This window comes from Rothia sp. 18CD1-1, from assembly GCF_055285355.1.
The window spans coordinates 112,069-124,237 of the sequence record NZ_JBUZLI010000008.1 but is presented as its reverse complement, the minus strand read 5'-3'; the positions used below and the strand labels follow the sequence as shown (position 1 = coordinate 124,237).

The 12,169-nt window shown below is 59.1% G+C and carries 12 protein-coding genes, 5 tRNA genes and 1 riboswitch; of the genes, 1 reads left to right on the top strand and 16 read right to left on the bottom strand.

Annotation, left to right across the window (positions count from 1 at the left end; genetic code table 11):
- Positions 1-52: 52 nt before the first annotated feature.
- Positions 53-940 (top strand): hypothetical protein, encoded by an 888-nt coding sequence (locus ACS1BR_RS07590; RefSeq protein WP_463561357.1) that lies wholly within the window; start codon positions 53-55, stop codon positions 938-940.
- On the opposite strand, the gene hisF is transcribed toward ACS1BR_RS07590, so the two are convergent.
- From hisF to zapE, 16 genes are all read right to left on the bottom strand, one after another.
- Positions 912-1,706, bottom strand: a complete 795-nt coding sequence (hisF, locus tag ACS1BR_RS07585; protein WP_463561356.1) for an imidazole glycerol phosphate synthase subunit HisF — start codon at positions 1,704-1,706, stop codon at positions 912-914. The genes ACS1BR_RS07590 and hisF overlap by 29 nt on opposite strands.
- A gap of 33 nt (positions 1,707-1,739) precedes the next feature.
- Entirely contained in the window at positions 1,740-2,585 is an 846-nt protein-coding gene (hisG, locus tag ACS1BR_RS07580; RefSeq protein ID WP_463561355.1) for an ATP phosphoribosyltransferase, read from the bottom strand.
- 17 nt (positions 2,586-2,602) lie between these two features.
- Positions 2,603-2,866, bottom strand: coding sequence for a phosphoribosyl-ATP diphosphatase (locus ACS1BR_RS07575; protein WP_463561354.1), 264 nt, complete (start codon positions 2,864-2,866; stop codon positions 2,603-2,605).
- Positions 2,867-2,948: 82 nt separating this feature from the next.
- Complete coding sequence (pnuC, locus tag ACS1BR_RS07570; RefSeq protein WP_463561353.1) at positions 2,949-3,662, bottom strand: nicotinamide riboside transporter PnuC; 714 nt, start codon at positions 3,660-3,662, stop codon at positions 2,949-2,951.
- Positions 3,663-3,726: 64 nt separating this feature from the next.
- Positions 3,727-3,860: riboswitch (FMN riboswitch) on the bottom strand.
- 101 nt (positions 3,861-3,961) lie between these two features.
- Complete coding sequence (rpe, locus tag ACS1BR_RS07565) at positions 3,962-4,630, bottom strand: ribulose-phosphate 3-epimerase (protein ID WP_463561352.1); 669 nt, start codon at positions 4,628-4,630, stop codon at positions 3,962-3,964.
- 37 nt (positions 4,631-4,667) lie between these two features.
- Positions 4,668-6,059, bottom strand: coding sequence for an aldehyde dehydrogenase family protein (locus ACS1BR_RS07560; RefSeq protein WP_463561351.1), 1,392 nt, complete (start codon positions 6,057-6,059; stop codon positions 4,668-4,670).
- Between the two features lie 86 nt (positions 6,060-6,145).
- Complete coding sequence (locus ACS1BR_RS07555; RefSeq protein WP_463561350.1) at positions 6,146-7,717, bottom strand: RsmB/NOP family class I SAM-dependent RNA methyltransferase; 1,572 nt, start codon at positions 7,715-7,717, stop codon at positions 6,146-6,148.
- Complete coding sequence (gene fmt / locus ACS1BR_RS07550) at positions 7,714-8,646, bottom strand: methionyl-tRNA formyltransferase (protein ID WP_463561349.1); 933 nt, start codon at positions 8,644-8,646, stop codon at positions 7,714-7,716. The genes ACS1BR_RS07555 and fmt overlap by 4 nt, the downstream gene beginning before the upstream one ends.
- Positions 8,643-9,215: a peptide deformylase gene (def, locus tag ACS1BR_RS07545; RefSeq protein WP_463561348.1), complete on the bottom strand. Its 573-nt coding sequence runs from the start codon at positions 9,213-9,215 to the stop codon at positions 8,643-8,645. Before def ends, fmt begins: the two co-directional genes overlap by 4 nt.
- 46 nt (positions 9,216-9,261) lie before the next feature.
- Entirely contained in the window at positions 9,262-10,176 is a 915-nt protein-coding gene (locus ACS1BR_RS07540) for a PD-(D/E)XK nuclease family protein (protein WP_463561347.1), read from the bottom strand.
- A 199-nt stretch (positions 10,177-10,375) separates the two neighbouring features.
- A tRNA-Val gene (locus ACS1BR_RS07535) sits at positions 10,376-10,447 on the bottom strand.
- Between the two features lie 122 nt (positions 10,448-10,569).
- A tRNA-Gly gene (locus ACS1BR_RS07530) sits at positions 10,570-10,642 on the bottom strand.
- A 23-nt stretch (positions 10,643-10,665) separates the two neighbouring features.
- Positions 10,666-10,737: transfer RNA gene (locus tag ACS1BR_RS07525), tRNA-Val, on the bottom strand.
- A gap of 24 nt (positions 10,738-10,761) precedes the next feature.
- Positions 10,762-10,832: transfer RNA gene (locus ACS1BR_RS07520), tRNA-Cys, on the bottom strand.
- 53 nt (positions 10,833-10,885) lie between these two features.
- A tRNA-Gly gene (locus ACS1BR_RS07515) sits at positions 10,886-10,958 on the bottom strand.
- A gap of 120 nt (positions 10,959-11,078) precedes the next feature.
- Positions 11,079-12,140, bottom strand: coding sequence for a cell division protein ZapE (gene zapE / locus ACS1BR_RS07510; RefSeq protein ID WP_463561346.1), 1,062 nt, complete (start codon positions 12,138-12,140; stop codon positions 11,079-11,081).
- Positions 12,141-12,169: the final 29 nt, after the last annotated feature.

The following is a 12,169-nucleotide window of genomic DNA, read 5'->3' as shown; positions in this document are numbered from 1 at the left end:
AAGATCGTGCATGTGTGATCCGCCGATACCCCCAGATAAAGAGCCCCCACCCATGAATGAAAAACTGGTCGTCGCCGCCAAATCTGCCAAGCATCTGGCCTACATCAAAACCAAGAGAATTCCTTCACTCACCAACACTGCTTTCCACGGCGGCCTAGACCTTTATTTTCATACCGCCGAAAAACTCCACACCTACACCTATCAGCCCGAAAAGTACCGCAGGTCATTTCTTTTGCGCAGAGACTCCGCTGGATTGGCACGCCCGGCGGGGCTCCCTGAGCAGGTACCCGCCGTAGTCTATGCCTTCTGGACCGGAACAAACCCCCTCACCAGAAACAGGAAAAACAGCCTCAGCCAGATTGAAGATACAATCGGTATCCCGCTCAAACTCATTACCCCGGATAACCTCGACACCTTTGTGGTTGAAGGCTTCCCACTCCATCCCCTCTACGAAAAATTATCCCTCACCCACCGGGCAGACTACCTGCGCGCCTACCTGGCCGCCTACAAAGGCGGAGGATACACAGACATTAAAGTCCCCCGCGGAAACTGGAATAAGCAGCTCAACCGCTTAAACACCGATATTGATCTCTGGTATATCGGCGGTCACCACCGCAGATCTCTCGATGTGGCACACATGAGCGGAAACCTGGGCTGGGACCTCAAAAAATTCCACACCCGCATACCCGGAAACGGAGGGTTTATCGCCCGCGCAGGCACACCCCTTGCCCTCGAATGGCTCAGGGAGGTCAACCGTCTGCTCGACTACCATGCTCCCCAGCTAGAAGATTTTCCCGGCGCTATTGTGGGCGAGCGCGTAGGCTACCCGCTGTCCTGGAACAGGATCCTCAACCAGGTGCACCACCCGCTCTGTCTCAAATATATGAGCCATGTGGGTACCGACCCTGTTTTTACTTTTTCGAGGCAGGATTACCGCTAGGGTGTGAGCGCACCTCATAGCCTGCACGGCTCAGTGCTGTTTTTACCTGTGCGATGGAGACGGTACCGAAATGAAAGATTGATGCGGCCAACACGGCGTTGGCACCGGCGGCAACGGCCGGAGGAAAGTGCTCGGGGGAACCGGCGCCACCGGAGGCTATGATGGGTAGGCCGGTGATCGTGCGTACCGCCTCGATCATTTCAAGGTCAAAGCCTGTTCCGGTGCCATCGGTGTCTATCGAGTTCAGGAGGATTTCGCCAGCCCCGCGCTCCTCTGCCTCCCTGACCCAGGTGAGGGCGTCAATTCCGGTGTTTCTTCTGCCGCCGTGGGTGGTTACCTCGAAGCCCGAGGCTGTTGCGGTGGAGCGTTTGGCGTCCACCGACAGCACCAGCACCTGCGCACCAAAACGCCCAGCAATCTCACTGATCACCGGTGGGCTGCTCATCGCTGCGGTATTGATCGACACTTTATCGGCGCCGACGCGTAGGAGCCGGTCTACATCGTCGACACCCCGTACACCGCCGCCCACCGTGAGCGGGATAAAAACTGTCTCTGCGGTTTTTCCCACAATCTCCAGGGTTGTTTCACGCTGGCTTGAGGAGGCGGTGACATCGAGAAAGGTCAGTTCGTCCGCGCCCTCTCTGTTATAGCGAAGACCCAGTTCTACCGGGTCCCCGGCATCGCGTAGACCCTCAAAATTGATACCTTTGACCACGCGGCCGGCGTCCACGTCAAGGCAGGGAATAACCCGTACCGCCACACCCACAGGGGTCTCCTTTCTGCCGATAATACAATGCGGTTACAGGCGTGCTGCCTGAATCGGTGACACCAGGATAGCGCGGGCACCGATATCGTAGAGGGTATCCATGATCCTGTTCACCGAGCTGCGCGGGACCATTGAGCGTACAGCAACCCAGCCTTCCCGGTCCAGCGGTGAGATGGTTGGTGCTTCAAGACCCGGGGTGATCTCGGTGGCAATCGGAAGCAGGTGCCGCTGAATATCGTAGTCAACCATGGCATACTGCCGGGCGATGAGCACTCCCTCAAGTCTGCGCTGTAACCGCTCCAGCCGATGGGTATCGGCGACGTCGGCGCGCTTAATGAGCAGGGCCTCACTGCGCATGAGCGGTTCACCGAAAGGTTCGAGGCCGGCAGTGCGCATAGTGTTTCCAGTCTCCACCACATCGGCGATCGCGTCGGCAACACCCAGCCGGATAGAGGACTCTATGGCGCCATCGAGCCTGATCACACTTGCCCCGATCCCCCGCCGACGAAGATAGGTCCCCACCAGGCTGGGGTAGGAGGTGGCGACCCGTTTGCCCTCGAGCTCGCCAGCGGTACTGAAGGTGTCTGCGGGGCCGGCAAACCGGAAGGTGGACCGGGCAAAGTCCAGACCCAGCACTTCCTGTGCCGGGGCCTGCGAATCCATGAGCAGGTCTCTGCCGGTGATCCCCACGTCGAGTGTCCCCTGCCCCACGTACACCGCTATATCTCGCGGGCGCAGGTAGAAGAACTCCACCTCGTTTTCCTCGTCAACCAGTACCAGCTCACGCGAATCGCGGCGCTGAAGGTAACCGGCTTCTTTGAGCATCCGGCTCGCCGCTTCAGAGAGTGCGCCCTTATTGGGAACCGCTAAACGCAGCATACAACAATCCTCACCAACTAGAGATAACGGTAGATATCCCGGGGGTCCAGGCCCCGGGCGATCATCATAACCTGCACATGATAGATCAGCTGGGAGATCTCCTGAGCACACTCTTCGACCGACTCGTATTCGGCCGCCATCCACACCTCGGCGGCTTCCTCGACAATTTTTTTACCGATACCGTGCACACCCCGGTCAAGTTCGGCAACGGTCGCGGAGCCGGCCGGGCGAATCTGCGCTTTTTTAGAAAGTTCAGTAAACAGTGACTCAAATGTTTTCACGGTCTCCACTCTAGATCATGGTCTCTGCCCCGGCTGAAACGAGTACCCCTGTATTTCACAGGGTGGACGCGCGGCAGCGGCACTATCTGGGATCATCGCGCACCACATCGATAGAGGGGTCGAGGTGGCGGGTCTGCACCTGCACCCGCCCCATCTCACGGTTACGGGTAGCCCACCACACAAAGAAACCGGTCAGCGTAAAGGCACCGTAGAAAACGTACATGAGCGCGGTAGCGTAGTAGCCGGCCGACCACAGCAGCGGAGTACCCACCACATCAACCGCCACCCACACCAGCCAGAACTCAACCCAGCCCCGGGCCATACCGTAGGTTGCAAGTAGAGAGCCCGTAAAAATCCAGGCGTCGGACCACACCGGCTCGTAGGATCCCAGGGCCCGGAAAAGAGGGGTGAGCACACCCGTACCCACCAGCATAAAAGCCACCATCAATGCGCGTTGCCGCCAGCTTGCCCACTCGGGGACAACGGCCGCACCGACCTCGTCTCTGGAGGTCTTCCAGCGATACCACCCCCAGGCTGAGACCGCAATAAACATGACCTGCCTACCCGCCTGTCCCAGCATATTGGCCGCGTGTGCCTGCCCGCCGAAAAGTGTACCCATAAAGACGGTGAAGAGAAGAAGGTTGCCGCAGATACCAACCGGCCAGGCCCACACTTTACGGCGCATACCGCCCAACGCACTGGCTAAACCAAAAAGATTACCGAGGACTTCGCGCACAAGCACTGACGAACCGCCAATATGCCACTGGGCGTCGAAGAGCCACCGCAGAAATTCCATGATGTTTCCCTTTCGCGGAGGCTCCGGGATGAACACATGGGTACCCGCACGGGTACGGCAAATGTTCGTGCTACCTTCCATCCAGACTGTAACTGTCTGCCAAGGAATTTCACCTTGCAGGTATCGGGCCTCATCAAGGCCGTCAATTAGCGGGCTATCACCGCAGGTTCGGATTTTCACCGGGTCCCGGAGCACGATGAACATTTTTGATTATGACACACATGCCGGGTGAGCGCTAAAGAGGCAAGCCGCCTACACCGGTAAAGAACCTGCGGGACAGGTTGTCCCCGCCCACGGCGCTACGCCCCAGAGCATCTACCGGCCGTCTGCCGCAGCCCCCTGATGGCCGCCGCCACATCCTCACTTCCGTACACCGAGCTGCCGGCCACAAAGGTGTCTGCCCCGGCCTCAGCCGCACGAACGATAGTCTCTTCGGTAATACCGCCGTCAACCTGTAAGCGTAGCTGCGCTCCCGAGCCCCGTATAGCCTCAGCGGCCCTGCGAATCTTGGGCAGAGTGACGTCAAGAAATTTTTGCCCGCCAAACCCGGGTTCTACAGTCATGATCAGCAGCATGTCCAGCTCCTCGAGCATATCCAGGTAAGGCTCAACGGCCGTCGCCGGCCGAAGAGCCATACCCGCTCCGGCACCGCTCTCTCTCAAGGTGCGGGCCAGTTTAATCGGGGCTACCGCAGCCTCGGCGTGGAAGGTGACGGACTCGCACCCGGCCTCAGCGTAAGCCGGTGCCCAGCGGTCAGGGTCCTCAATCATCAGGTGCACGTCGAAGGGAACCGGTGACACCTCCCGCAACCGAGTAACCACGGGCAAACCCCAGGTGAGGTTAGGCACAAAATGGTTATCCATGACATCGATATGGGCGGCATCGGCAGTGCTGATTGCGGCCAGATCACCGCCGAGATCCGCAAAATCCGCGCTTAAAATCGATGGGTGAATACGGGAATCTGCCATGATGCCTCCTCGTGTTATATCCCGGGGTGCGCCCGGTTTAGAAACTGCCGTCGATATCAGCCACTGCAATGACCTTTTCGTTCACAAATTCTTTAATGCCCAGATCAATCAGTTCATGCCCGTAGCCGGAAAGCTTCACTCCGCCAAATGGTATATCCGCTTTCACGCCGGTGGGCTGGTTAATGAAAACCATACCGGTATCTATCTCACGCGCCAGCTTCTCTGCCCGGGCAATATCGGTGGAGAAGATCGAACCACCCAAGCCGTAGGGCGTATTGTTTGCCAGGCGAATAGCGTCCGCCTCATCTTTGGCCCGGTATACGGAGGAAACGGGACCGAAAAATTCCATCTGACTGGTCCGGGAATCATCGGGAATATCGGTGAGGATCAACGGCCTGTGGAAGGCGCCCTGCTCGGGAAGATCAACCTCTACCTCGTCGATAGTGATCCCCTCCGAGCGGGCAATCTCAACCTGATCTTTGAGCACATCAAGTGCCACCTGAGAGGAAAGCGGTGCTAACGTGGTGTCCGGGTCCATGGGATCCCCCAGCCTAAACTCGGCGAGGATCCTCCGGTACTCGGCGAGGAATCGCTCATAGACTTCATCGACCACGATAATCCTCTTGGACGACACACACACCTGACCGCCGTTCCAGTGCCGCCCAAAGGCTGCCCAGCGAGCCGCCTTGTCTACCTCGGCATCGGCGAGCACCACAAAAGCATCCGCCCCACCGAGCTCAAGGGTTGATTTTTTGAGATTTTTTGCGGCAAGCGATGCGATGGCCGCACCGGCTTTTTCGGAACCTGTCAGAGCGGCACCGCGCACGCGCGGATCGGCAAGAATCTGTTCCGAGGCCTCGTGGGAGGCAAAAATATTCACCAGCAACCCCCGGGGTGCCCCCGCCTTCACCAGCAGCTCCTCCATGGCGAGAGCAGACTGGGGCACGTTTGAGGCATGTTTGAGCACCAGGGTGTTACCGGCCATGATTTGCGGTGCAGAAATACGTATCACCTGGTAGAAGGGAAAATTCCAGGGCTCAACCGCGTAGAGTACCCCCAGGGGCTCGTTGACGATCTTCACATCTGTATCGCCAAAACCGCGGGCACGAATATAGCGGGGAGCAAGGATTTCGGCACCAAATTTTACATAGTAGTCGAGCATCTGGGCACAGAGCTCCACCTCCAACTCGGCTTCCCCGATCAGCTTACCCATTTCGAGGGTGAGGATTTCGGCGTACTCACGTTTATTGTCGCGTAGAAGGCGGGCGGCTTCCGCCAGTATGTCTTCACGCTCCGGAAAGCTGCTGGTCTTCCACCGGTGAAACGCTGTATCTGCTCGTTCGATAGCGGCAGAAACATCTTCCCTACTGGCGGTAGGAAATTCTCTAACGGTTTCACCGGTGTAAGGATTAGTTGTTGCGTATGCCATGATAATACCTCTTTGTTTTGTCCTGGCACCCCGGGCACTACGATGTGCCCTGAGGCAGCTTGTTGTCTATAGTACAACTTCAGTTTTTAGCCGGCTACTTTTTTACGAAAGAGCGCAAAAAACATGGCATCTGTACCGTGTACGTGCGGCCACAGCTGGGCGGTGGTTGCCCGCGGGTTTGAGCCATCGGGGGTGTAGGTGGGGTCTAGGTCACCGCTGAGTATGCTGTTTCCGCGTTCGTCGGTGAGCGCCGCGGCAGCCAGCGCGGCCGCTGAGTCAAGCAGCTCGACCCCACCGGTGCGCGCAATATCGTGCACCATGTTTTGGGTTTCCGCCGCGTGGGGGGAGCAGGTGACGTAGGCGATCAGTCCGCCGGGCCGGGTTACCTCGGCGGCGGCGTCGAAGAGCTCCTTCTGCAGGGCCAATAACCGGGCAACGTCGCGGGGAGTCTTACGCCACCGCGCCTCGGGGCGTCGCCGCAGTGCCCCCAGCCCCGAGCAGGGTACATCAACCATGACCCTGTCAAAGGTGGAGGGAATAGAAGACCCCGATTTTGCCAGTTCTTGCAAGGTTTTCGAAATCTTGCGACCGTCGCCGGTATGCACCCGGTATGAACTGGCGGGGAGGGGTTTCAACGATGACTCCACCAACTTTGCTCGGTGCGGTGCCGATTCGTTGGCAAGCAGCCATGCGCCACGGGAGCCGGCAAGGGCCGCAAGCAGTGCCGCCTTACCTCCGGGGCCGGCACAGAGATCTAGCCACGCGGAATCTTCCCCCTCCAGCGGTGCCCGAGCCAGGGCGCGGGCAACCAGCTGAGAACCCACATCTTGGGCGCGGACCACCCCCTGCGCCACCGATTTTAACCGGCCCGGATCCCCACCAGAGTAGTGGGCGGAGCCGGTAACAAGTCTCCCGGGTTCTGCCCCCTCCCCCTCTGCCTCCCGGAGGCTACCCAGGCCGGGCAGAGCAACCAGGTCGACGGGCGGGGCCGCATTATCGGCAGCAAGCAGCTCAGAAATTTCACCGGGGTCTCGCCCGTGAGCGGCCAGCGCCTGTCTCAAGGCCCTCACCACCCAGGCGGGATGCGATGAGGCCAAGCCAAGGCGGTGCACCTCGTCCTGCGCATCTTCGTCAAGCACCTGCCGCCACTGCTGCTCACTGCGTTCGGATACACGGCGAAGCACCGCGTTGATAAAAGAGGACGGACCCGACCCTATTTCAGAGCGTGCGAGAGCCACCGTGGAGTTGAGCGCCGCGTGGGCGGGAACCCTCATGGACAGCAGCTGGTGCACCCCCATACGCAGGGCCACCAGAATTTTGGCTCCCGTCTTGTCCAGGGGCCGGTCGAGGCAGTGGGCCAAAATAGCGTCATAGGTTCCCATATGGCGCAGGGTCCCGTAGGTGAGTTCGGTTGCAAAAGCGGCATCGCGATGGTTGAGCCGGTGCCTTCTAATCGCCGCGGGAAGCAGCAGGTTAGCGTAGGAGTCGTCAAGCATGACCGCGCTCATCACCTCAAAGGCGGTGAGGCGGGCGGGATCACCGGTACGGCGACGCTGCCCCGGGGCTAGGACCGATTTTTTGCGCTCGTCCAGTGGGCGGCGGTTACGCTCGCGTCCCCTGCTGTTTCTGCGATTTTTTCCCCGGTAGTTTTCGCTCATACCAGTACCACTTTCTCTTGGTTCGGGGAATTCTCTACACCGCGCAACCAGTCTGCGGCCTTCATCATTTTTTTACCGGCCGGCTGCACCAGAAGTAGTTCCAGGCAGCCATCGGCGCAGGTGACCACCGGTTTCTTGGCAACGGTGTGCACGGCCCCGGGCTCACCCTGCGGCGTGGCATCGCTGGGGCGGACCGCACCCACTTTAAAACGGGCTCCCCGAAAATAGCACCAGGCTCCCGGTTCGGGCGTGACGCCGCGAAAATGCGCCAGCAGCTCCTGGCGGGGCCGGTTCCAGTCCACCCTCCCGTCGGCCAGGGACATTTTAGGAGCGTAGCTTGGCTGACCTTTCTGCACGCTACCGGACTGCCCCGATGCGATGGCGTCAAAGGTTGCCGCCAGCAGAGCCCCGCCACCCAGCGCTAGTTTTTCGAGCACAGTGGCGGCGTTGTCGTTCTCTGCTACCGGTACCGACTCCCGTAAAAACACGGGGCCGGTGTCCAGGCCCTGATCGATACGGAAGGTAGTCGAGAATATTTCTCTCTCCCCCGCCATCAGCGCCCGCTGCACCGGGGCTGCACCCCGCCAGGCAGGAAGCGATGAAAAGTGCAGGTTAATCCACCCCTGCGGAAGCAGGGTTAGCGCAGAGTTCGGCAGCAAAACACCGAAGGCAACCACCGCGGCGATATCTGCCCCCGTGGCGGCTACGCGGGTAGCCGTCTCCTCGCCCCACCTATTTGCCTTGATAACCGGCAGTCCGAGCTGTTCGGCATAGCTGGCTACCGGCGACGGTGCCAGTCGGCGCTGACGCCCTACCGGGGCATCCTCGCGGGTGAGCACACCCACCACCTCGTAGTCGGTATCCATTATTCCGGCCAGTACCGTGACAGCGACTTCCGGTGTACCCGCAAAAAGAACCCGGTATGTCATCTGTCACCTGCCTCGTGTGCGGCACCAAAAGCAGAGCCCACAGCCCCGGAGCGCTCCCGGTTGACGGTGCGAGTTCGGTTTTCAAACTCTGACCCGCGCAGGGCGCGCATGACACTTTTTTTCTGCTCACCGGCAAGCCTGTCTATGAAAAGGCGCCCGGAGAGATGATCGGTTTCGTGCTGTAGCATGCGGGCAAAGAGCCCCTGCCCCTCGATCTCAAGCGGCCTGTTCTCGGTATCAACACCGGTCACTTTCGCCCAGTTTTTACGGGGGGTCTCCGACGAAATACCGGGTACAGACAGGCAGCCCTCACCGCCGTCCTGGTTCTCATGCCCAACTTCGATAGCGGGGTTAATAATGTACCCTTCACGCCCGTCGATATTGCCGTAGGTGAAAATACGCTTGCTGACCCCCACCTGCGGCCCGGCCAGGCCCACGCCCCCCACCCGGTACATGGTCTCCAGCATGTCGTTCACCAGTTTTTTGAGGTCATCGTCAAAAACAGTTACGCTGTCGCATACCGTACGCAGCACGGGATCTCCGAGGGTGCGAACCGTCAGTATGGTCATTATTTTTCCTTTGTCCAAAAACTATATGTACCGGCTACGGTAGCAGCTAGGCGGTTTTCTCTTGCGATCGCGGGCCCGGTTCTGCCCGCGTGACCCGTTCTCCCCGTATTGCTGTGGCGGCCGGAGGTGGTACCACGGGCATGAGGGGGTCCCCGGTTTGCTCACCCAGCGCCCGGTTATACTCCCACACCCTTTTGAGAGCACAGAACTTGTACCAGCTCGTTTCAAGCAGGTCCGGATTTGCTTGCTGGGGCACCACCTGTGTTTCTCCCAGGGCCACCCCCATGAGAATGGGCGCCTTACCGTGCTGCCAGGGCTCCCACTGTCCCCGCTGCGGGTCCACCAGAGACTCTTCGGCTTTCACCCCAGCAACCAGCTGCATCACCACTTTGGGGTCAAGTGCCTTGACCCGTCCCGCCCGGTCTGTACCTTTGGTCTTGTAGTCGATAATGCAGGTCCGCCCGGCGATCTCTGCCACCAAATCCAGGGTACCCGCGTAACCTACCGTGGTATTCCACACGGTAATCTCGGTGGCTAGCGGCCTCGGCCGGTAGAGCTCCCACCATTCATCAAAACGGTCGGCAAAAGCCTGCTCGCCCTGGCTCAGCAGAATCTCGCGGCACTCCTCTACCCGGTGCGGAAGACCCATCGCGCGTAGAGCAATATTTTCGGCATAGTTGTGCACCCGGTCCCCGCGCGCTGCCGCATGATCCCGATAACGCTCCGACGCACTGGCTGCATCGCGAATAATCGCAAATTTGAGCCCCGATGAGCCCGAAGCACGGTGGGCCCGCTGATCTTCCAGGGCGGCCTTGGCCGCCATGTACCCGTGCCAGCCGCCAAGGTCTACCGCCTGCTGCCCGATCACGGTGGTGATAGAGGGAACCATCAGTTCGCCTCCGGTCTCACGCGCGTACATACGACCGTGCTCGGTGGCGGAGGCCAGCATAGGTGAGGTCAAAGGCAGTGTCCTGACGTCAAGAAGAACGAATAGTAAAAATGCTCTCTTGATTATACGCGTTCCACAAAAACTCACATTCCCCGAAGCCGGGTTAGCTACACTACTTCCCCCGGCAGCCCGCCAGAATACGGGCGGGCAAAACAACTCCACACACAGGCAAAAAAGCTTCCCCGAATCTGATTCGGGGAAGCTTTCCACGTGCGCGATACTGGGTTCGAACCAGTGACCTCTTCGGTGTGAACGAAGCGCGCTACCACTGCGCTAATCGCGCTCAACACCCGTAAAATTCTACCCCTCCCACTCTGCCCGGTCAAATTACCGGTAAGCTGGCACCGAAGCGGGGAAGGCTATACGAAGAGAGGGCCCCTGTTCTTAGGGGCCCTCTACCTATAGAGCGGTTGACGAGACTTGAACTCGCGACATCCACCTTGGCAAGGTGGTGCTCTACCAGCTGAGCTACAACCGCATACTTCTTAATACAAGAAGTAGTGCGCGATACTGGGATCGAACCAGTGACCTCTTCCGTGTCAGGGAAACGCGCTACCGCTGCGCTAATCGCGCTCAACAATTATTCAATTGTTTGCGAGGTGAGGACGGGATTTGAACCCGCGTACACGGCTTTGCAGGCCGCTGCCTAACCACTCGACCACCTCACCGTATCCTTGCGTGAAGGCTAGGGCTTGCACTTGGAAATTCCAAGCAGCACGCGAGCGGTTGACGAGACTTGAACTCGCGACATCCACCTTGGCAAGGTGGTGCTCTACCAGCTGAGCTACAACCGCATCATCGGTTATCCCTTACAAGCTATCCTCTCAAGCTTGCCGGCTAACAGGTAAACACTCTACACATTTTTTAGCCACCTGCCAAATCGCTCCTATCCTTTACCATGCCGCGGCGCCGAGTCAGCCTTTGCCCGAGGAGAGCCCTTCCCGTGCCAGGGCGGTAAGGCGCGATACCGCCCTTAAATATTTCTTTTGGTAGCCGCCGGTCATCATCTCTTCTGTAAACACCCGGTCGAAGGGGACCCCCGATGCGATGATGGGCAGGTCAAGGTCGTAGAGCCGGTCAGCAAGCACCACAAACCGGAGGGCGACCGCCTGCTGAGTAATAGTTTGCACATCTTTGAGGCAGATACCGTCAAGACCCTCAACAAGCTGCCTGTAACGGGAGGGGTGCACGCGGGAAAGATGTTCTACCAGGTCAGAAAAATGATCAATAGCGATACGCGCACCGTCGGTGAATCTCCCCTCAACAGCGGCTTCTTCCCCACCGGATTCAACGGGTTCCGGCGCCGACGGCAGATCTCGGTGCCTGAAATCGTCGCCCTCAATGCGCAGAACGGTGAACCGATTCGCCAGCACCTGAATTTCCCGCTGAAAGTCAGCGGCAGCAAACCTACCCTCGCCCAGGGCTCCGGGGAGAGTGTTAGATGTTGCCGCAATACTGACCCCCGAGTCGGAGAGCTCTCGCATGAGCCGGGACATCAGCACCGTATCACCGGGGTCATCAAGCTCAAACTCATCAATGCAAATCAGCCGGTAGCCGCTCAGAGCCTCCACCGCTCCGCGGAAGGTGAGGGCACCCACCAGGTTGGTATACTCCACAAAAGTACCGAAGGCCTTGGGGCCTTCAACCGCGTGCCAGAGGGAGGCCAGCAGGTGGGTTTTTCCCACCCCAAACCCGCCATCAAGATACACCCCACCGTATTTTTTAGGGGTTTTTCTGGATTGAGATACCCCCAAAAATTTGGAGAGAAAGCCACCCGCCGACCCGGTGATCGCACCGGTTTTCCCCGCAAATTTTTTGAGCGCCTCAACCGCTTCAGCCTGGGAGGGCTGATGCGGGTCTGGGCGGTAGTTTTCAAACGAAACCTCGCCAAACCTCTCCGACGGTTTAAACCCGTCAAGAAGCTCCTCTGAGGACACTCGGGGAAGGCGGCTGGTGAGATGCTGGTAGTAAACCACTGATCTTCTTTCGTGTACCGTTTACGCAA